This is a genomic window from Pseudoroseicyclus sp. CXY001 (assembly GCF_041714655.1).
Lineage (GTDB): Bacteria > Pseudomonadota > Alphaproteobacteria > Rhodobacterales > Rhodobacteraceae > Pseudoroseicyclus_A.
Genome location: NZ_CP168219.1, coordinates 2786433 through 2806563 on the forward strand (window position 1 = coordinate 2786433; position 20131 = coordinate 2806563).

The 20131-nt window shown below is 68.4% G+C and carries 21 protein-coding genes; 14 read left to right on the forward strand and 7 right to left on the reverse strand.

Features of this window, described 5'->3' with window-relative positions; all coding sequences use genetic code 11:
• Nucleotides 1-4: 4 nt before the first annotated feature.
• A complete protein-coding gene (locus tag ACAZ03_RS13615; protein WP_373354399.1) occupies nt 5-1258 on the reverse strand; it encodes a sarcosine oxidase subunit beta family protein in 1254 nt (417 codons plus the stop codon).
• 335 nt (nt 1259-1593) lie between these two features.
• Between ACAZ03_RS13615 and ACAZ03_RS13620 the strand changes: the two genes are divergently transcribed.
• Nucleotides 1594-1860, forward strand: a complete 267-nt coding sequence (locus tag ACAZ03_RS13620) for a hypothetical protein (protein ID WP_373354401.1) — start codon at nt 1594-1596, stop codon at nt 1858-1860.
• 178 nt (nt 1861-2038) lie between these two features.
• Entirely contained in the window at nt 2039-3283 is a 1245-nt protein-coding gene (locus ACAZ03_RS13625) for a DUF563 domain-containing protein (RefSeq protein WP_373354403.1), read from the forward strand.
• On the opposite strand, the gene ACAZ03_RS13630 is transcribed toward ACAZ03_RS13625, so the two are convergent.
• On the reverse strand, nt 3280-4722 hold the full coding sequence (locus tag ACAZ03_RS13630) for a Glu/Leu/Phe/Val dehydrogenase (RefSeq protein ID WP_373354405.1): 1443 nt from the start codon (nt 4720-4722) through the stop codon (nt 3280-3282). The two genes, ACAZ03_RS13625 and ACAZ03_RS13630, sit on opposite strands and share 4 nt — an antisense overlap.
• A 373-nt stretch (nt 4723-5095) precedes the next feature.
• Here ACAZ03_RS13630 and ACAZ03_RS13635 point away from each other — a divergent pair, with 373 nt between their 5' ends.
• Genes ACAZ03_RS13635 through ACAZ03_RS13645 form a run of 3 tightly spaced genes read left to right on the forward strand, consistent with a single transcriptional unit; the run spans nt 5096 to nt 7949 of the window.
• Complete coding sequence (locus ACAZ03_RS13635; RefSeq protein ID WP_373354407.1) at nt 5096-6838, forward strand: pilus assembly protein TadG-related protein; 1743 nt, start codon at nt 5096-5098, stop codon at nt 6836-6838.
• Nucleotides 6835-7371 carry a TadE/TadG family type IV pilus assembly protein gene (locus tag ACAZ03_RS13640; protein ID WP_373354408.1) on the forward strand — a complete coding sequence of 179 codons (537 nt, stop codon included), beginning with the start codon at nt 6835-6837 and terminating at the stop codon, nt 7369-7371. The genes ACAZ03_RS13635 and ACAZ03_RS13640 overlap by 4 nt, the downstream gene beginning before the upstream one ends.
• Nucleotides 7371-7949 carry a TadE/TadG family type IV pilus assembly protein gene (locus ACAZ03_RS13645; protein WP_373354409.1) on the forward strand — a complete coding sequence of 193 codons (579 nt, stop codon included), beginning with the start codon at nt 7371-7373 and terminating at the stop codon, nt 7947-7949. Before ACAZ03_RS13640 ends, ACAZ03_RS13645 begins: the two co-directional genes overlap by 1 nt.
• Here ACAZ03_RS13645 and ACAZ03_RS13650 read toward each other — a convergent pair.
• Nucleotides 7946-8437, reverse strand: coding sequence for a hypothetical protein (locus ACAZ03_RS13650; RefSeq protein ID WP_373354411.1), 492 nt, complete (start codon nt 8435-8437; stop codon nt 7946-7948). The genes ACAZ03_RS13645 and ACAZ03_RS13650 overlap by 4 nt on opposite strands.
• Nucleotides 8438-8602: 165 nt before the next feature.
• Nucleotides 8603-10168, reverse strand: a complete 1566-nt coding sequence (locus ACAZ03_RS13655; RefSeq protein WP_373354413.1) for a bifunctional UDP-sugar hydrolase/5'-nucleotidase — start codon at nt 10166-10168, stop codon at nt 8603-8605.
• A 157-nt stretch (nt 10169-10325) separates the two neighbouring features.
• Here ACAZ03_RS13655 and ACAZ03_RS13660 point away from each other — a divergent pair, with 157 nt between their 5' ends.
• A complete protein-coding gene (locus ACAZ03_RS13660) occupies nt 10326-10658 on the forward strand; it encodes a DUF952 domain-containing protein (RefSeq protein WP_373354414.1) in 333 nt (110 codons plus the stop codon).
• An 83-nt stretch (nt 10659-10741) separates the two neighbouring features.
• Nucleotides 10742-11785 (forward strand): quinone-dependent dihydroorotate dehydrogenase, encoded by a 1044-nt coding sequence (locus tag ACAZ03_RS13665; protein WP_373357086.1) that lies wholly within the window; start codon nt 10742-10744, stop codon nt 11783-11785.
• Here ACAZ03_RS13665 and ACAZ03_RS13670 read toward each other — a convergent pair.
• From ACAZ03_RS13670 to ACAZ03_RS13680, 3 genes are read right to left on the reverse strand one after another with little or no spacing between them, the layout of a single operon-like run.
• Nucleotides 11782-13131, reverse strand: a complete 1350-nt coding sequence (locus tag ACAZ03_RS13670; protein WP_373354416.1) for an MATE family efflux transporter — start codon at nt 13129-13131, stop codon at nt 11782-11784. The genes ACAZ03_RS13665 and ACAZ03_RS13670 overlap by 4 nt on opposite strands.
• A complete protein-coding gene (locus ACAZ03_RS13675) occupies nt 13128-13619 on the reverse strand; it encodes a PaaI family thioesterase (protein ID WP_373354418.1) in 492 nt (163 codons plus the stop codon). Before ACAZ03_RS13675 ends, ACAZ03_RS13670 begins: the two co-directional genes overlap by 4 nt.
• Nucleotides 13619-14053 carry a PaaI family thioesterase gene (locus ACAZ03_RS13680; RefSeq protein ID WP_373354420.1) on the reverse strand — a complete coding sequence of 145 codons (435 nt, stop codon included), beginning with the start codon at nt 14051-14053 and terminating at the stop codon, nt 13619-13621. Before ACAZ03_RS13680 ends, ACAZ03_RS13675 begins: the two co-directional genes overlap by 1 nt.
• A 109-nt stretch (nt 14054-14162) precedes the next feature.
• Here ACAZ03_RS13680 and ACAZ03_RS13685 point away from each other — a divergent pair, with 109 nt between their 5' ends.
• The 7 genes from ACAZ03_RS13685 (at nt 14163) to ACAZ03_RS13715 (ending at nt 20130) form a co-directional block, all read left to right on the forward strand.
• Nucleotides 14163-14543 carry a MerR family DNA-binding transcriptional regulator gene (locus ACAZ03_RS13685; RefSeq protein ID WP_373354422.1) on the forward strand — a complete coding sequence of 127 codons (381 nt, stop codon included), beginning with the start codon at nt 14163-14165 and terminating at the stop codon, nt 14541-14543.
• Nucleotides 14544-14872: 329 nt separating this feature from the next.
• Entirely contained in the window at nt 14873-15274 is a 402-nt protein-coding gene (locus ACAZ03_RS13690) for a MerR family DNA-binding transcriptional regulator (RefSeq protein ID WP_373354424.1), read from the forward strand.
• 56 nt (nt 15275-15330) lie between these two features.
• A complete protein-coding gene (locus tag ACAZ03_RS13695; protein WP_373354426.1) occupies nt 15331-17109 on the forward strand; it encodes an acyl-CoA dehydrogenase C-terminal domain-containing protein in 1779 nt (592 codons plus the stop codon).
• A gap of 148 nt (nt 17110-17257) precedes the next feature.
• Nucleotides 17258-17470, forward strand: coding sequence for a hypothetical protein (locus tag ACAZ03_RS13700; protein WP_373354428.1), 213 nt, complete (start codon nt 17258-17260; stop codon nt 17468-17470).
• A gap of 294 nt (nt 17471-17764) precedes the next feature.
• Entirely contained in the window at nt 17765-18406 is a 642-nt protein-coding gene (locus ACAZ03_RS13705; RefSeq protein WP_373354429.1) for a glutathione S-transferase family protein, read from the forward strand.
• 24 nt (nt 18407-18430) lie between these two features.
• Nucleotides 18431-19642 (forward strand): acetyl-CoA C-acetyltransferase, encoded by a 1212-nt coding sequence (locus ACAZ03_RS13710; protein WP_373354431.1) that lies wholly within the window; start codon nt 18431-18433, stop codon nt 19640-19642.
• Nucleotides 19642-20130, forward strand: coding sequence for a cupin domain-containing protein (locus tag ACAZ03_RS13715; RefSeq protein WP_373354432.1), 489 nt, complete (start codon nt 19642-19644; stop codon nt 20128-20130). Before ACAZ03_RS13710 ends, ACAZ03_RS13715 begins: the two co-directional genes overlap by 1 nt.
• The last annotated feature ends 1 nt before the right edge of the window (nt 20131 follow it).

A 20131-nucleotide genomic window follows, 5' to 3' on the forward strand; every position in this document is an offset into this window, starting at 1 on the left:
GGCCCTAATGCAGGTTATGCTGCGCACCGGTGCCCTCCTCGTCCATGATGCCCACGCCATCGCGGAAGCGCTCCAGCCGGAAGCGCTCGGCCGTGGCATGGGGCGCGCCCGTGGCGATCAGATGCGCCGTTGCCCAGCCGGAGGCGGGGACGGCCTTGAACCCCCCGTAATTCCAGCCGCAATTGAGGAAGAGCCCGCCGATATGCGTCGTGTCGATGATGGGCGAGCCGTCGGGCGACATGTCCATGACCCCGCCCCAGTGGCGCAGCACCTTGGCGCGGCCGATCATCGGCATCAGCGTCATCGCGGCTTCCATCACCTGCTCGACGCCCGGCAGGTTCCCCCGCTGCGCGTAGGAAGGGTAGAAGTCGAGGTCGCCCCCGAAGACCAGCCCGCCCTTGTCGGACTGGCAGATGTAGAAATGTCCCATGCCGTAGGAGATGACGTGGTTGACCGCCGGCTTGATGCCCTCGGTCACATAGGCCTGCAGCACATGGCTCTCGATCGGCAGGCGCATCCCCGCGAGCGCCGCCACCTGGCCCGAGCGGCCGGCGGTGATCATCGCGACCTTCTTGGCGCGGATCGGGCCGCGGGAGGTCTGAACGCCGGTGACGCGGCCCGCCTCGATGTCGATCCCCGTCACCTCGCAGTTCTGGATGAGATCGACGCCCCGGCTATCGGCCCCCCGCGCGTAGCCCCAGGCGACGGCATCGTGCCGTGCCGTGCCGCCCCGCCGGTGGAGGAGCCCGCCGTGGATCGGGAAGCGCGTCTGCTCGAAATCGAGATAGGGCACATGGCGGCGGAGCTGCTCCTTCGTCAGGAGCTCGGCATCGTCGCCCTGGTTGCGCATCGCATTGCCGCGCCGGGCCATCGCGTCGCGCTGGCCGTCGGAATGGAAGAGGTTGATGAGCCCCCGCTGCGAATGCATGACGTTGTAGTTGAGCTCGGCCTCGAGCCCTTCCCAGAGCTTCAGCGAGTGGCTGTAGAACTCGCTGTTGCCCGGCAGGTAGTAATTCGCCCGCACCATCGTCGTGTTGCGGCCCACGTTGCCGCCGCCGAGATAGCCCTTCTCGAGCACCGCGACATTGGTCAGCCCGTGGTTCTTCGCGAGGTAATAGGCGGTGGAGAGCCCGTGGCCGCCGCCGCCGATGATGACGATGTCATAGGCCGGCTTCGGTTCGGGCTGGCGCCATACCGGCGCCCAGCCGTTGCCGAGGCCAAGCGCCTGTTTCACGATCTGAAAGCCCGAATAGCGCACGTCTCGTCCCCTGCTCGGGCCGGATGGAACCACGGCCCGCCGCAAATGACCAGCGCCAGTTTCGCCGTTCCGTAGGGGCCGGCTCGGCGGCGCCCGAACTTGCCTCAAGGGCGCTTGGTCGCGCCGGCATACACGTTCAAGAACGGCCGGCGTAACGCTTCGGAGACCCATTTTCACGGCGTCGTTACGGCTACTTTTGTGGCCCGACGAGGGGCCCCAGTTACGTCTCACGACACAGACGATGGTGCAGACAATCCCGGGTCAGCTCCGCTCCTCGCCGCCACGTGTCGGTAGCGAAAAATCAGGCACTGCCCTGAAAAGAAAGGAAACGACCCATGACCAAATTCACCATTCTCGCCCCGCTCGCCGCTGCCCTCTCGCTGGCCGGCATCTCCGCCTCTGCCGCCGAAGCGGAGACCACGGGCACCATCGGCCACTATAGCGCCGGCTCGCAGATCATCTGGCTCGAAGGCGACGGGGTGTATCACTTCCGCCTCGACCAGGACTTCCCGGACGATCTGGAAGCAGGCGACCAGGTGCAGGTCACCTACGAGACCCGTGACGGCATCCGCTTCATTACCGAGTTCACCGACCTCTCCTGAGGACGATGATGCGGGGATCGGGCGCGCCTCCCTGACGCCCGTCTCCCCTTTCCAAGCCGGCTCTGCTGTCCCGCAGGGCCGGCTTTTCGCTGTCGGTGGGCTGCCGGGGGGTTGCCTCCGGCCGCCGGCTCGCATGACATCGGCGCGACCCCGCGCCCCGGCCCCCAGGAGCCCTGTCATGACGGAGCCCGACCGCCCCACCGAGGAGGCTGACCGCGACGCCGCCGCGGGCCTCGTCGGCCGGCCCCTGCCGATCCGGCCCATGGTGGAGATCGCGGGCGCCGAGCGCATTGCCGAACTCCTCCCCGCCGGCGGCTATGTTCGGGCGCCGATCCTCCGCCGCCGGGGCATCGCCACCGCCTTCGACGACGAACTGCAGCGCAGCCGCGGCGCGCGGATCGAGACGCCGCCCGTCGAGGCTTGGCGGCTCCGTGACGCCATCGTGCTCGACCTCGGCATCGTCATCAGCGCCGGCGGTGAGGTGGTGCGGGAGTCGCTCGCCGAGCTGAAGATCCCGCAGGACGGGCCCAACTACGCCTGTGACGGCGAGAGCCTCACCCTGAAGAGCCCGCCCCAGGGGCGCTTCCCGCGCGGGCATCTTCTCAAGAAGCGGGGCGCCCGCAACTACGGCCACTGGCTGGCGGAGCTGCTGGTGCGGGAAGAGGCGCTGCGCCAGGCCGGCCTCCCCCATGGCTGGCCGCTCGTGCACAAGAGCCGCCATGCCGAGCTCACCGAGCTCTACCGCCGCTCGCTGCAGATGCTGGGCGCCCCGCCGCCGCACCCCTGCGGGCCGGAGCCGCTCTCGGTGGACGACCTGACACTCGTCACCGGCCTCTCCGCCCATCCGGACCGCAAGCACCCTCTCTTGCGCGAGATGGCCGCGCGGCTCCGCCGGGTGGCGGCGGCGGAGGGCGCGACCGGGCTCGGTGAGCGGCTGCTCGTGACCCGCGCGGCCGGGCACGGGCGGGGTTTTGCCAATCGCGAGGCCGTCCATGCCTATTTCACCGACCGCGGCTTCCGGATCATCGAGCCGCAGAGCCTGAGCTTCCCCGAGCAGATCGCCGCCTTCGGGGCGGCGAAGGAGGTCTGGGGGATCATGGGCGCTGCGATGACCAACACGCTCTTCGCGCCGCCGGAGGCGAGGATCGGCTACATCGCCTCCGCCCATATGAACGGCCAGTTCTTTGCCGATCAGGAGGCGATCGCCGGCCGCGACGCCTTCAACGTGCTCTTCTGCGCGCCGGTCTCGGGCAGCGGGCCCAGCTCGCCGCGCGGCAACATCAACGACAAGATCACCGTCGACCTCGCGGCGCTGGAGGCGCTCCGCGCCGAAATGCTGCCGGCGGCGCCGGCGCCCGCCCCTCCCCCGCCGCTGGTCCGGCGGCTGATGAAGCGGCTGCGCCGGCGGCGTTCCGGCGCCTAGAGCCCCTTGGCCTTGTAGCTGGCCGCCACCCGGCTGATCGAGACGATATAGGCGGCGGTGCGCAGGTCGGCGACATCGCCGCGGCCGTGCCAGACCTCGCGCATCGACTGATAGGCCGAGCGCATCGTGTCATCGAGACCGGAGCGCACGAGCTCCAGCTCGCCGGCGCCCCGCAGATACTGGCTCTTGAAGCCCGGCGAGAGCGTCCAGCCGAGACCGCGGTCTGCCGAGAGCCGCTCCAGCTCCTCGACGATCAGCTCGTGGCGCGCTTCCTCCTGGCGCCGCTGCATCCGGCCGAAGCGGATATGGCTGAGGTTCTTCACCCATTCGAAATACGAGACGGTGACGCCCCCGGCATTGGCATACATGTCGGGGATGATGATCGTGCCCTTGCGGCGGAGCACCTCGTCCGCCCCCGCCGTGATCGGGCCGTTGGCGGCCTCGACGATGAGCGGCGCCGAGATCCGCTCGGCATTGCCCATGTGGATCGTCCCCTCCATCGCGGCGGGGATGAGGATGTCGCACTCATGCTCCAGAAGCACGGCGCCATCGGCCACCAGGCTGGCATCGGGATAGCCCTTGATGCCGCCGTGGCGGGAGATCCAGGCCTTCACCGATTCCACGTCGAGCCCGCTCTCGTTGTAGAGCGCGCCGTCGCGTTCGATGATGCCGGTGATCTTCGCGCCGTCCTCGTTCTGCAGGAAGGTCGCGGCGTGATAGCCCACGTTGCCGAGCCCCTGCACGATGACGCGCTTGCCGTCGAGCCCGCCCGAGAGGCTCGCGGCGGCGACATCCTCGGGATGGCGGAAGAACTCGCGGAGCGCGTATTGCACGCCCCGGCCCGTCGCCTCGACGCGGCCATGGATGCCGCCGGCATTGAGCGGCTTGCCGGTGACGCAGGCGGCAGCGTTGATATCCGTCGTGTTCATCCGCCGGTACTGGTCGACGATCCAGGCCATCTCGCGCTCGCCGGTGCCCATGTCGGGCGCCGGCACGTTCTGCGCCGGGTTGATGAGGTCGCGCTTGGCGAGCTCGTAGGCGAAGCGCCGGGTGATGAGCTCGAGCTCATGCTCCTCCCACTCGCGCGGGTCGATCCTGAGCCCGCCCTTGGAGCCGCCGAAGGGCGTTTCCACCAGTGCGCATTTGTAGGTCATCAGCGCCGCCAGCGCCTCCACCTCGTCCTGATGGACGCTCATGGCGTAGCGTATGCCGCCCTTCACGGGCTCCATATGTTCCGAATGGACGGCCCGGTAGCCGGTGAAGGTATGGATCGAGCCACGGAGCCGGACCCCGAAGCGCACCGTATAGGTCGCGTTGCAGACGCGGATCTTCTCCTCGAGCCCGGGGGAGAGATCCATCAGCGCCATGGCGCGGTTGACCATGATGTCGACGGATTCGCGAAAGCTCGGCTCTGTGAACGTGGCGGCCTCGTTGGGCATGGCAGATACCTTCCTTTTATGGGTCCGACCGTTCGGGGGTCGGCGGGCCTTCGGGTGCCGGCCATCGGGCCAGCGGGCCCTCTCTGCCCCCTTCTATCGCGGGAGGGTAACGAGTGGCAAAACATCCCGCTTCGAATCGCGCCCCGCCCCGGGGGCGCAGGCGTTTCCCTTAAGTCGTCGATCCCGCCGCGTGCCCGGGGATTGTCGCCAGCCCGCCGAAACGCAGCAGGATTGAATAAGCTTTGCCACAATTTTGCCCTAGCGCGAGCCCAGGGGAGCCACGCGCGCGCGTCAAGCATCCGGTAACCAGATTGCCCCGGCGCAAGCGCAAAACCCGAGGGTGGGGCCTGAGGGACGAGCGATGACGACCGCCTTGAGACCGACATCAATCCTCCGCGCCGCCCGCCGGGCCGGCGGGCGCCTTGGCCGGTTCCACCGGGCCGAGGACGGCTCGATGATCATCTTCTCCCTCTTCATCATCCTCATGATGCTCATCGTCGGCGGTGTCGCCGTCGACGTGATGCGCGCCGAGGCGCATCGCCAGCGCCTGCAGACGCTGGTCGACCGCGCCACGCTGGCCGCCGCCGACCTCAACCAGACGCTCGACCCCGAGGAGGTGGTGCGCGACTACTTCACCCGGGCCGGCCTGCTGGAGGATCTCGTCAGCGTCGATGTCTCCTCCGCCTTCAACCGGCGCGAGGTCACCGTCCTTGCCCGCACCAACGTGCCGACGACGCTGACGCAGCTCGTCGGCATCGAGGAGTTCAACGTCCCCGCCGTCGCCACCGCGACGGAGAGCGTCACGGATCTGGAGATCCTGCTCGTCCTCGACGTGTCGGGCTCGATGGGGGATTACAACAAGCTGGAGGATCTGAAGGACGCCGCGCAGGAATTCGTCAACACGATCTTCGATACCGATACCGAAGGCCGCGTCTCGATGGGCATGGTGCCCTTCAACGGCCAGGTGAACCTCGGCCGGCGCTTCTTCGAGCAGTACAACACCCACGATTACGGCGGGGTCGCCGAGAATTACTGCATCGACCTGCCGCCCGAGGCCTATGCGTCGCTCGACCTGTCGACCGACCTGCCCATGCCGGCCACCGGCTTCTACGACAGCTATTCGACGACCTATACCTACGACAATTACTACAGCCCGTCGGACAACCGGCCGCGCAACGACCGGGGGTACTACACCAACTCCTGGTGCCCGCCGATGACGGAGAACCAGGTGCTCGTCCCCTCCGACGACAGGCAGGAGCTGCTCGACGCGATCGAGAACCTGCATGCCATCGGCGCCACCTCGATCAATGCCGGGATGCGCTGGGGGATGGAGCTGATGGATCCGGGCTCCGCCGCCATGATCACCGAGCTCAACGGCGGCACTGTCGCCGGGCAGATCCGCCCGCTCGCCTATGACGCGCCGGATGCCGGCAAGATCGTCGTGCTGATGACCGACGGGGAGCATTTCCCCGAGGAGCGCCTGAACGACGGCTGGCGCGCCGGCGCCTCGCCGATCTTTCGCTCGAGCGACGGCTATTACTCCATCTACCATCCCGGGGTGTCGGGCGGGTTCCAATGGTATGTGCCGCACAAGGATTTCTGGATGCGCGAGCCCTGGCAGGGCAGCAACCCGAACTACCGCGACAGGGCGACGAGCGTCTCCACCGGCTATCGCGCCCAGGACATGCTGCGCGGTGGCGAGAGCCTGCCCGCGCGCATCGGCAATGCCACCCGGCAGGACTGGCAGGACATCTGGGAGGACATGCGCGTCCAGTATGTGGCCTGGCAATTCTACGCCCGCGCCTTCGGCACGAGCAATTACAGCCGCAGCAGCGTCTTCACCACGCAGATGGACAGCTTCCGCACCCAAACCTCGACCGCGACGATGGACAACCAGCTCCAGGCCCTGTGCACCGATGCCAAGGACCAGGGCGTCGCGATCTACGGGATCTCGTTCATGGCGAGCGAGCATGGCGCCGGCGAGATCTTCGACTGCGCCTCCTCGCCCTCGCATTTCTATCCCGCCACCGGCGAGGGCTCCTCCGACGGGACGGACATCATGACCGTCTTCCAGTCGATCGCCGGGTCGATCAACACGCTGAGGCTGACGCAATGAGGCGGCTCCTGCGGCGCATCCTTTGGGCCGAGGACGGCAGCAGCACGGTGGAATTCGTGCTGATGGCGCCGGTCTTCATCCTCATCTTCGTCTCGGCCTTCGAGGTCGGCGCGCTGATGCTGCGCAATGTCATGCTCGACCGGGCGCTCGACATCGCCGTGCGCGACGTGCGGCTGGGGCTCGTCGGCGGCGCGGATGACGAGGAATACTACGACAACCTCAAGGAGCGGATCTGCGACCGGGCGCTGGTCGTGCCGAACTGCATGAGCGAGCTGAAGCTCGAGATGCGCCGGGTGCATCCCGTCGCCATGCGCCTGATGCCGGTGGATGCCGATTGCGTCGACCGGGCCGAGCGGGGCAAGCCGGCCCGCGAGTTCACGCATGGCGGCGATCATGAGCTGATGATCCTGCGCGCCTGCACGCTCTTCGACCCCTTCTTCCCCACCGGCGGGCTCGGCTCGCCGATCCCCCGCCGATCGGACGGGACCTATGCGCTGGTCTCCGTCTCCTCCTTCGTGATCGAGCCGAGCTGATGACACGCATCGCCAGATTCCTGCGCCGTTTCGCCGGGGGCACCGAGGGCTCGGTGATCATCGAGGGCGTGATCATGTTCCCGGTCGTCGCCTGGTGCTTCGTCGCCTGCTACAGCTTCTTCGACGCCTTCCACGCGCGGGCGAACAACATCCGCGCCGCCTTCACCATCTCCGACACGCTGACGCGCGAGACGGATTACATCACCCCGGCCTATATGGACGGGCTTCTGCAGCTCCAGCGGTTCCTGATGATCGGCAGCGACAATGCGCGGCTGCGGATCACCGTCTTCCATTACGACGACGACCGCGACCGGCTGGAGCTCGACTGGAGCCAGGGGCGCGGCGGCTATGCGGCGCTGACCAGCCGGCAGTTGCGCGACATGGCCGACAGCATCCCGACCCTCGCCCCGGGCGACAGCGCGATCCTGGTGGAGACCGAATCGGATTACGAGGTGCCCTTCAAGGTCGGGCTCGCCGATGACACGTTCTACGAATTCGTCGTCGCGCGGCCCCGCTTCTCCGGCCAGCTCTGCTGGAACCCGGTGGAGGACGGCGCCAACGACACGGCGGTCTGCTAGAACCGCCCGTCCTCGCTGCCCGGCTTCCGCAGTGCCAGCTGCGCCGAGATCTCCGTCGCCATCGCGCGGGCGGCCCGCCCGTCCGTCACCCCGCCGATGCCGACGCGGCGGCCGAGCCGCCACCACAGGCCCGGCGCCCAGGCCGCCCCGGCCGGGGTGTGCAGACGAAGAAGAAAGCCGTTCGACGGCTTGAAGGCGAAGGTGCCGCTGTCGACGCGGGCGATCTCGTCCCAGCCGGCGATCAGCCGCCCGGGGCTCTCGGCGAGCCCCTCTTCCGTCAGCACCAGCGCCCGCGCCGTGGCCCGGCGGAGCGCCTCGGCCACGACGAGCACGCCGATGGCCAGCGCGCCCAGCGCCAACGCGGCCAGCGTGCCGGCCGTGCCGGTCAGCGCCAGCCAGAGCGCGATGGCGCCCAGCGCATAGAGAACGGCGAGCGCGAAGACCCGCCGCGACCCGGCCGGCCGCATCTCTGCCAATGGTTCGCTCATCCCGCCCCCCTGTTTCGGGCCATCCTGCCGGAGGCCGTTAAGGATTGCATCCCCGATCCTCCCGCTTTCCTGCGGGCGGGACCTGCTCGGGGCCGGTCGCAACAAAAAGCCCCCGCCGGTGAGGGCGGGGGCCGGGACCGGGGCCGAGGCCCCGATGAAAGGCGCTTACTCGCTGCCGAGGATCGTGATGCGACCGTCGGTATAGGGCTCGTAAGGCGTGTTTTCGGCGAGGAATTCCGCCGTCACATCCGCGAGGTCCGGCCCGAAGTCATAGGCATTCTCGGCCTCGACGAACATGGCATAGCCGTCGCCGCCGTTGCGGACGTAGTTGTTGGACACAAGGCCGTACATCGCCTCGGTATCCACCGCCTCGCCGGCGACCATCACCTCAGAGACGCGGGCGCCCGGCTCGGCCGAGGGATCGACCGTGAAGGTCAGCCCCGCCACCTGCGGGAAGCGGCCGGCGCCATCGGCGATCTGGCTGACGCCGTTCTCGAGCGCATCGAGCAGCACCTGGCCGGAGACCTGGAAGGTGGAGAGCGTGTTCTGGAACGGCAGCACCGTCAGCACCTCGCCCATGGTCACTTCGCCCTCGTCGATGGAGGCGCGCAGGCCGCCCGAGTTGGCGATGGCCACCTGGATGCCCTGATCGGCCACGCGGTCGAGCATGGCATCGGCGACGAGATTGCCCATCGAGCATTCCATCGCGCGGCAGACCGCACGGTCGCCCTCGATGAAGCCGGCCGCCTCGGCGACCACCTCGTTGCGGATCTCGTCGAGCGGCACGGCCAGCTCGGCAATGCGGTCGACCGTGCCCTGATCCTCGGCCACGGCGGCATCCATGATGATCGGCGCGCCGGAAGCGGAGGTCACGACGCCCTCGTCGTCGAAGGTGACGTTCAGCTCGCCGAGGAACTTGCCGTAGGCATAGGCCGAGACAATGGCCGTGTCGCCGACCATGGTCGGATAGGCGCCCTCGGCACCTTCCATGTCACCCAGAAGGGTGTTGGTGTGGCCGCCGACGATCACGTCGACGCCGGTCGTGTTCTCGGCCACCGTCTGGTCCACGCCATAGCCGGAGTGGGAGAGGACGATGATCTTGTTCACGCCCGCCTCGGTCAGCGCGTCCACTTCGCCCTGTACGGCCTCGGACGGGTCGGAGAAGGTGATGTTCGGCCCCGGCGAGGCGAGCTCGTCGGTATCCTGCGGGGTCAGGCCGATAAGGCCGATGGTCTCGCCGCCCACCTCGATGGTGGTGGATTTCATCAGGACGTCGGCCAGAAGCTCCTCGGCGGAGACATCGGCGTTGGACATCAGGATCGGGAAGTCGATCGCATCCATGAAGCCGCGGAGCACCTCGGGGCCGTCGTCGAACTCGTGGTTGCCGACGGTCATCGCGTCATAGCCGAGCTGGTTCATGAACTCGGCCGCCATGGCGCCCTTGTAATAGGTGTAGAACAGCGAGCCCTGGAACTGGTCGCCGCCGTCGACGAGGATCGAATTCTCGTGATTGGCGCGGGCCTCGGCAATCGCCGTGGCCAGACGCGCGGTGCCGCCGAAGCACTCGCCGGCGGTGTTGTCCTCGGGCGAGCAGGTCGAGTCGGAACCGGAGATCGGCTCGAAGCGCGAGTGGAAATCGTTGGTGTGAAGGATCGTCAGATCGAAGTCGGCCTGCGCGGTGCCGGCGGCGAGCGCCAGCGCGGCGGAGGTGGCCATGAGGCGAAACGACATGTCATGTCTCCCTGTTTTGGTTATGCGGTGACCTTGGGCCGAGCGGGACAAGGCGTCAACGCCCTGCCCTTGCCAGCCGGTCGTGACAGGCGGGTGACGGCCCATGCGCTGCTCAGCCATCTTGACCGCTGCGCAAACCGCAGGCAGGAGCGACAACATGTTGATCTACAAGATCCTCCGTGGGGCAGAATGGGCGGCGCTCCAGGATATGGCGGAGACGCCCGGCGCCCCGATCGACGTGGCCGACGGCTTCATCCATTTTTCGACCGCCGCCCAGGCGGAGGAGACGGCCGCGAAGCATTTCGCCGGCGAAGAGGGGCTGTGGCTCCTGACGCTCGAGGCCGAGACGCTGGAGGCGCTCAAGTGGGAGCCCTCGCGCGGCGGGCAGCTCTTCCCGCATCTTTACGGGCCGCTCCGGCTCGCCGACGTGATCGCCGCCGCGCCCCTGCCGGTTGACGACGGGCGGCACATCTTCCCCGAACTCGCATGAGCGGCCGGGGGAACGGCCAGAAGACCGGGCGGGGGGAGGATCGTGGCTTCGTCGCCGCCTTCCGCGCCCGCGGCGGCGCCTTCATGGACAGGCACGGGCTCGCCATCGTCCGCCGGCTCGACCCCGAGACGGGCCACCGGCTGGCGCTCCGCGCGCTCGCGATGGGGCTCGGGCCGCGCGGCGGGCCCGTCACCTCGCGGCGGCTCGCGATCAACGTGGGCGGGTTGCAGCTGCCCAACCCGCTCGGCCTCGCGGCCGGCTTCGACAAGGATGGCGAGGCGATCGAGCCCATCTCGCGCATGCCCTTCGGCTTTGCCGAGATCGGCGCCGTCACGCCCCGCCCCCAGCCCGGCAACCCCCGCCCCCGGCTCTTCCGCCTGAAGGAGGACGAGGCCGCCATCAACCGCTTCGGCTTCAACAACCAGGGCATGGATGCGCTCGCCGCCCGGCTCGCCTGGCGGCCGCATGGCATTCTCGGGCTGAACATCGGCGCCAACAAGGACAGCCCGGACCGCGCCGCGGATTTCGCGGCCGTCGTGCGTCGCTGCGGCGACCTCGTGGATTTCGTGACGATCAACGTCTCCTCCCCCAATACCGAGCGGCTGCGCGATCTGCAGGGGCGCGAGGCGCTGACGGCCCTGCTGGAGCAGGTGATGGCGGCACGAGCCGATATCGCGACGATCCTGCCGATCTTCCTCAAGATCGCGCCCGACCTGACCGAGCCCGAGCTCGCCGACGTCGCCGAACTGGCAGAGCGAGCGCGGCTCGACGGCATCATCGCCACCAACACCACGCTCGCCCGCGACGGGCTTCGCTCGCGCCATGCCAGCGAAGCGGGCGGGCTCTCGGGCCGGCCGCTCTTCGGGCGCTCCACCCGCGTTCTGGCGCAACTCGCCGGCATGACCTCCCTGCCGCTGATCGGGGTCGGCGGCGTCGGCAGCGCGGAGGAGGCCTATGCGAAGATTCGTGCCGGCGCCTCCGCGGTGCAGATGTATACCGCGCTGGTCTTCCAGGGGCTGAACCTGCCGGGAGAGATCCTCGAAGGCCTCGATGCGCTCCTCGCCCGCGACGGCTTCGCCAATGTCGCCGAGGCGGTGGGCACCGACCGCGAGCGCTGGCTGCCCTAGGCGGCCCGGCGGGGCGGCTCCGCGCCGATCCCGGCCTCCAGCGCCGGATAGAGCCGGCCGAGCGTCACGGCGCGCACCACGAAGAACAGCAGCATCGCCGCCCAGAGCCCGTGGTTGCCGAAGAGCGGCACCAGCACGGCCAGCAGCGCCGCATAGACGAGCCCCGACTGGAACATCGCGATGCGCATCGCCCGCGTCCATGTGGCGCCGATGAAGATCCCGTCCAGCATCCACGAGGCGATGCCGACCACCGGCGCCAGCGCCACCCAGAAGAGGTAGTGCTCCCCCGCCTCGCGCACGCGGGGGGCCGTCGTCATGATGGCGATGATGTCGGGGCCGAAGACCCAGAAGACCAGCGCCATCGGGATGGAAAGCCCGAGCCCCCACCAGCTCGTCATCAGCGCCGCCCGGCGGAAGGCCGCGCGGTTGCCGGCACCGAGCGCCGCGCCGACCAGCGCCTCGGCCGCGAAGGCGAAGCCGTCGAGCGCGTAGGCGGTGATCTGGAGGAACTGCATCAGCACCTGATTGGCGGCCAGCACCACATCCCCCTCGCCGGCGGCGATGAAGAGGAAGGAGGTGAAGCCGGCCTGCAGGATCACCGAGCGGATCATGATGTCGCGGTTGACGCTCATCATCCGCTTGATGCGGACCCGGTCGAAGATGCGCAGCCAGTCGCGCCACTGGTCGCCCGAGAAGGCGGCGCGGCAGAGCCAGAGCCCGAGCGCCAGGCCGCTCCATTCGGCGATGAGCGTGGCCGAGGCCACGCCGCCCACGCCCCAGCCGATGCCGAGGACGAAGAAGAGGTCGAGCGCGATGTTGAGCCCGTTCATCCAGAGCTGGAGGACGAGAACGCCCCGCGTCCGCTCCATGGCGATGAGCCAGCCGGTGACGGCATAGATGGCGATGGCCGCGGGCGCGCCCCAGATGCGGATGGCGAGATAGCGGCGGGCCAGCTCTTCCACCTCCGCCGAGGCGGGGGCGAGCTTGAAGGCCGCCCAGAAAACCCCGACCTGCGCGAGAATGAAGACGAGCCCCGCCGCGCCGCCGATCATCAGCGCCCGCATGAGGATCGCCCCCGTCTCGCCGGCGTCACCGCCGCCGCGGGCCTGGGCGACGAGGCCGGTGGTGCCCATGCGGAGGAAGCCGAAGATCCAGTAGATCGACGACAGGATCACCGCGCCGATGCCGACGGCACCGATGGGCGCCGGCAGGCCGAGCTGGCCGACGACGCCGGTGTCGACGGCGCCGAGGATCGGCACCGTGGCGTTGGAAAGGACGATGGGCAGCGCGATGGCGAGGATGCGCCGATGCGTCAGCGGGCCGGCGGCCCGGGCCTCGGCGCTCATGCATCGCCCTCATGCTGCGGCATCAGGAAATGGCCCGTACCTTGCGCGAAGAGCCGCGCGCGATTGTCCTGCCAGGCCTCGACATGGACGGAGGCATAGCGCCGCCCCGAGCGGTTGACCCTCGCGCGGGCATAGGCGTCCCTCGGCAGGCCGGGGCGCAGGAAATCCGTGGTGAAGTCGATGGTCTTCGGCAGGCGCGGCGCGCCTTCCGGCAGGCCGCCGCCCGCCTCCATCTCTTCCCAGGCGAAGGCCCAGGCGAGTTCGATGATGGCTGTCACCTCCAGGAAGGCGGCGGTGACGCCGCCATGCAGCGCCGGGCGGATCGGATTGCCGATCAGCATGTCCTGAAAGGGCAGGACGGCCGTCAGCTCGTCGCCCCTCCGGTCGAAGCGGATGCCGAGAAAGCCGAGATAGGGCAGGTGCGAGACCAGTTGGCCCAGCGCCGCATCCCGCCGCGCCTTGACCTGCTGGACGCTCTCGAAGGCCATCAGCCGCGCTCCACGGTGAAGGCGGCCGTCGCGGCCGCGACGGGGCGGCTCGGGTCGTCGTCTCGCGCCTCGGCGCGCACGAAGGCGACCGTCCGGGTGATGTGATAGCATTCCGCCCGCGCCACGATGGTCTGCCCCGGCGTGGCGCTGCGCATGTAGTCGATCCTGAGGTCGAGCGTCGCCGTGCCCGCCGGGCAGTCGGGATGCGCCATGACCGCGGCGCCGGCGCAGGTGTCCATCAGCGCCGAGACGGCGCCGCCGTGGATCACCCCCGTCGCCGGATCGCCGACCAGCCGCTTGTCCCAGGGCATGGAGATTTCCGCCGTGCCGGCGCCGACCGCCACGAGGTCGAGCCCGAGCGCCCGCCCGTGCGGCAGCCCTTCGATGAACGCCCGCGCGATGCGCTGGCGGCGGGCCTGGTCCTCGTCCGACATGGGTCACCTCCGGGGCAGAGACTTCCCCATAAGACGCGCGCCGTCCAGCCACCTCGCCGCATGTTGCCGCACCGGCGAGGCGGCGCTAAGGTCTTGAAGGAGGTCCCGCATGCCCGATCAGGACGCCACCGTCCGCTTGTCCTTCAAGGAGATGTGCGCGCGCTTCGACGTGACGCCGCGCACCTTGCGTTATTACGAATACATCGAGCTGCTTTCGCCCGAGCGCGAAGGCCGCTCGCGCTTCTACGGCCCCCGGGAGGTGGCGCGGATGACGCTCATCCTGCGCGGCCGGCGCTTCGGCTTCTCGCTGGAGGATATCCGCCAGTGGCTCCTGATCTACGAGCGGGAGGGCACGGAGGCCCAGATGCGCCGCTGGCTGGAGCTGGCCGACCGGCAGCTCGCCGAACTCGACACCCAGGCCCAGCAGCTTCAGGAGACGATCGAGGCGCTGCAATCGCTCCGCGAAGAGACGGCCAGATCGCTCTCCTGACCGGCGTACTGACCGGCCGTTCGAGCGGGGTCATTTCCTTGAGCTTTTTCTCGCGTTCTGCATAGAGAAAAGTGGGCCCGGGGGCGAGACGAATGGTCGCAGGCAAAATGACGCGCCGGCCGGCCCGCCGGCGCCCGCCGCCCCACCCCTCCGGAAATCCTCCACGGTTATCAGGGCGTTAACGGCTCGGTCCGGAACCGCGGCGATTCGTGACGGGAGGTCACGGCCGCGCGGGGGCTCCGCGCTGTTTACGTTGACGTCAGCCACCCACTATCTTCCGCCCCAAAAGATTGTAGACGGGCCGCTTCCGCTGCAATCGAGAAACGGACATGACGGAAGACACGATGACTATCCGTGAGATGTGCGAGGCGTTCGAAGTGACCCCGCGCACCTTACGGTTCTACGAATCCAAGGAGCTGCTCAGCCCCATCCGGCAAGGGACTCGCCGTCTCTACACGCGCCGCGAGCGGGCAAGATTGAAGCTGATCCTGCGCGGCAAGCGCTTCGGCTTCTCTCTGGAGGAAATCCGGCAACTTCTGGAGCTCTATTACGTCGGCGACGACGGCCGCACGCAAACGGCCCGCGCGCTCGACGCCGCCCGCACGCACCTGTCGCGCATGGTCGCGCAGCGTGACGAACTGGCCTCGGCCATACAGGATCTGGAAAGCCTGATCGCGCAGGCCGAGAAGGATCTCGAAGGCAAGGGGCCGGGGATTGCCCAGGCCGGCTGAGCCGGCTTCGCCCGAGGTGCCGGCCCGGCCGGCCCTCGCCTTCGAGGAGTGACGACATGCCGAGCTACACCGCCCCGATCGACGATATGCAATTCGTCCTGCACGACTTGCTGAGGATCTCTGAAGGGGCGGTCCCCGGATATGCCGATCTCGACCGCGACTTTACCGGCGCCATCCTCGAGGAGGCCGGCAAGGTCGCCCGGGATCTCCTCGCCCCCCTGAACGCCACCGGCGATGCCGAAGGCTGCCGGCTCGAGAACGGCGTGGTCCGCACGCCCGAGGGCTTCAAGGCGGCCTTCGACACGGTCCGCGAAGGGGGCTGGACGGCCATCGATGCGGGCGAGGAATTCGGCGGCCAGGGCCTGCCTTACGTCATCCATACGGCGGTGAACGAGCCCTTTGTCTCCGCCAACATGGCGTTCAACATGTACCAGGGCCTGACGCATGGCGCCTATACGGCGATCCTCGCGCATGGCTCCGAGGCGCAGAAGGCGCTCTACCTGCCGAAGCTCGCCTCCTGCGAATGGACGGGCACGATGAACCTGACCGAGCCGCATTGTGGCACGGATCTGGGGCTCATGCGCACCAAGGCCGAGCCGCAGGACGACGGCTCCTACCTCATCACCGGCCAGAAGATCTTCATCTCCGCCGGCGATCACGACATGGCGGACAATATCGTCCATCTGGTGCTGGCGAAGATTCCCGGCGGCCCCGAGGGCACGAAAGGCATCTCGCTCTTCATCGTGCCGAAGGTGCTGCATGATGAGGACGGCGCGCTCGGGCAGCGCAACGGCGTCTCGGTCGGCAAGATCGAGGAGAAGATGGGCATCCACGGCAATGCCACCTGCGTCATGAATTACGACGGCGCCAAGGGCTGGCTCCTCGGCGAGGCGCACAAAGGCATGCGGGCGATGTTCACGATGATGAACGAGGCCCGGCTCGGGGTCGGCCTTCAAGGCTTCGCGCAGAGCGAGGCGGCCTATCAGGCGGCGCTCTCCTATGCCAGGGAGCGGCTGCAGGGCCGCGCCGTCACCGGCCCCGCCCAGCCCGAAAGCCCCGCCGACCCGCTGATCGTCCACCCGGACATCCGGCGGAACCTGATGGACATGAAGTCCTTCACCGAGGGCGCGCGGGCGCTGACCTACTGGGGCGCGACGCTGATCGACGCCGCCCACCGCGCGGGCGATGCCGAGGCGGAGGCGCTGATCTCGCTCCTCACCCCCGTCATCAAGGGCTTCCAGACCGACAAGGGCTTCGAGATGGCCACCGCCGCCCAGCAGGTCTGGGGCGGGCATGGCTACATCGAGGAATCGGGCATGTCGCAATTCGCGCGCGATGCCAGGATCACGATGATCTACGAGGGCGCGAACGGCATCCAGGCGCTCGATCTTGTCGGCCGCAAGCTCGCCTCGAACGGCGGCAAGACGGTCATGGCCTTCTTCGAGATGATCAAGAGCTTCTGCAGCGAGAACAAGGGGATGGAGGGGCTCGACGAGCCTTTCCTCGTGCCCCTGAAAGCGGCTTCGAAGGATCTGCAGGCGGCAGCGATGTACTTCATGCAATCGGGCATGAAGGAACCGAACAACGCCCTCGCCGGCTCCTACGACTTCATGCACATGATGGGGCATGTCTGCCTCGGCTTCATGTGGGCGAAGATGGCCAAGGCCTCGCTCGAGGCTCTTGAAGCCGGCGCCGAGAACGCGGGTTTCTACGAGACCAAGATCGCGACCGGCCGCTACTACATGGCGCGCCACCTGCCGGCGACGAAGATGCACCTCGCCCGCATCGAATCCGGCGCCGAGTCGGTGATGGCGCTGGCCGAAGAGGCGTTCTGAGGGCCGCGGGCGGGGCCGACACCGCCCCGTCCGCCCCCACGACCTTCGCGCGAAGATCGCCTGCCCGGCCGCGAGGACGCGCCCGCCCCCGGATGGCCTCCCCACGCCCACCGGTCTAGACTGGCCCCGCCAACCCGGGAGCCGCCCCATGCCCAAACGCCTGCGCCTCACCCGCCGCTTCCCCGTCGCCATGACGGAGGACGGCTACCGGCGCCTCAAGCGCTTCGCCCGCGAGGCGGGGCTCGACGAGGGGGAGGCGCTGTCCTTCCTCTTCGAGAATTTCGATTCGATCCTGGATGAAGAGACCTTCGGCCACCGGCTCCGCCTCTTCAATCTCGAGCTCGAAGACCGCAAACGGTGACGCCGCGCACCGCCCCGGGCGGCGGCGCGGGCTGAGGGTTGGGGAGCCTCCGGCGGCGGTATTTGGAAATGAGCGATTGCAGAGAGGCTCCCCCCGCCCCGACGCATTCTCCAGGAGGCACGGGACGGGGTTCGCTCATTGCGGTCATCGGCTCCGCAGCCTGTACCGCAACGCCGATCTTGTCGTGTCAGGGTTACCAATAGGTAAAGCCCTTCCCTCTCGCTCATTTTCAAATACCGTCCGGGGGGTGCGGGGGGTGGAAAACCCCCCGCTGGCGCAACGGGAGAGACGAGCATGACGGCAAAGCTCTATTGCTTCGGCGAGAGCGGGCATTCCTACAAGGTGGCGCTGGCCCTCGCCCTCACCGGCACCCCATGGGAGGCGCGTTTCGTCGATTTCTTCAACGGCGAGACCCGCTCCCCGGAGTTCCGCCAGACTCTCAACGTCATGGGCGAATGCCCCGTCTATATCGACGGCGATCTGAAGCTCACTCAGTCCGCCACCATCCTCCTCCATCTCGTGGATGAGACCGGCAAGCTCGGCTGGGCCGATGCGGCGGAGAAGGCGGAGGTGCTCCGCTGGATGTTCTGGGACAATCACAAGATGTCCGGGCAGATCGGCGTGCAGCGGTTCCTGATGAACTTCCTGCCCGAGGAGAAGCGCTCGCCGGAGATCCTCGCCTATGTCGGCGGGCGCTGCCGCGCGGCGCTGCAGGTGCTGGAGGCAGCGCTCGAAGGCCGCGACTGGATCGCAACGTCACGAGAGGTTTCCATCGCGGATCTGAGCTGTTGCTCCTATCTCTACTACCCGGAACCGTTCGGCTTTGACCGGGCGGACTGGCCGAATATCGACGCCTGGCTCGACAGGATCGCAGCCCTCTCCGGATGGGCGCATCCCTACGATCTGATGCCGGGCAGCCCTGCCGACCGGGCGTGAACGGGGCGTGAAGAGGAGGGACCCATGACCGAGGCCTATATTTACGATTCCGTCCGCACTCCGCGCGGCAAGGGCCGCAAGGACGGCGCGCTGCAGGAGGTGACCTCGGTCCGCCTCTCCGCCGGGATCCTCGATGCGCTCGCCGAGCGAAGCGGGCTCGAGGGCCACGCGGTCGAGGATGTCATCTGGGGCAATGCCACGCAGGTCGGCGAGCAGGGCGGCTGCCTCGCACGCACGGCCGTCCTGGCCTCGACACTCGACGAGCGCATCCCCGGCCTTTCGATCAACCGCTTCTGCGCCTCCGGCCTCGAGGCGGTGAACCTCGCCGCCAATCAGGTGCGGGGCGGGGCCGGCGCCGGCTATATCGCCGGCGGTGTCGAGATGATGGGCCGCGTGCCCATGGGCTCCGACGGGGCCGCCGTGGCTGTGGACCCCACCGTCGCGATGGATCGCTACTTCGTCCCTCAGGGCATCTCGGCCGACATCATCGCCACCGAATACGGCATCACCCGCGAGGAGGCGGATGCCTATGCCGCCCAGTCACAGCACCGCGCCGCCGAGGCCTGGGCCGACGGGCGGTTTGACCGCTCCATCGCCCCGGTCAGGGACGTGAACGGCCTCACCATCCTCGACCGCGACGAATACATGCGCCCCGAGACGACGGCGGAGGCCCTCGGCGCCCTCAAGCCCTCCTTCAAGGAGATGGGCGAGGTCATGCCCGGCTTCGACAAGGTCGCGCTGATGAAATACCCGCATCTGGAGGCGATCAACCACATCCACCATGCCGGCAATTCCTCCGGCATCGTCGACGGCGCCGCGGGCCTTCTGATCGGCTCCCGGGAGTTCGGCGAGGCCCATGGCCTCACCCCCCGCGCCCGCATCCGCGCCACGGCGAAGATCGGCACCGATCCGACGATCATGCTCACCGGCCCCGTGCCGGTGACGGAGAAGATCCTCGCCGACAGCGGCATGTCCATCGGCGACATAGACCTCTTCGAGGTCAACGAGGCCTTCGCCGCCGTAGTGCTCCGCTTCATGCAGGCCTTCCAGGTCGGGCAGGACAAGGTGAACGTCAACGGCGGCGCCATCGCCATGGGCCATCCGCTCGGGGCCTCCGGCGCCATCATCCTCGGCACGCTGCTCGACGAGATGGAGCGGCGGGGCCTCGGCACCGGGCTCGCCACGCTCTGCGTCGCCTCCGGCATGGGGGCCGCGACGATCATCGAGCGGGTCTGATGACCATCATCCGCCGCAGCGACGTCGCCCGGCAGACAGCGCCCTCCTCCTACCCGGAAGAGTTCAACACCGCGCCGTCCGACTTCTCCTTCCGGCCGATCAGTGACGCGCTCGGGCTCACCCAGTTCGGGCTGGCGGAGGAGGTGCTGGAGCCCGGCTCCTCCGTCTCGCTGCTCCACTGGCACGAGGAGGAGGACGAGTTTCTCTACCTCCTCGCCGGCGAGCTGACGGTGATCGAGAGCCGGGAGGGCGACGAGACGCGCACGATCCTGGAGCCCGGCGATTGCGCCGGCTGGCCGGCGGGCGAGCCGGTCGGCCATGCGATCTACAATCATACGGACATGCCGTGCCGCTACCTGATCCTCGGCACGCGGAAGGCGGCGGAGGTCGGCCACTATCCGGGGCGCGACCTCCTCTTCATCCGCGACGAGACCGGCGCGAGCTACACGCATCTCGACGGCACCCCCTATCCGAAGAAGGAGGGCTGAC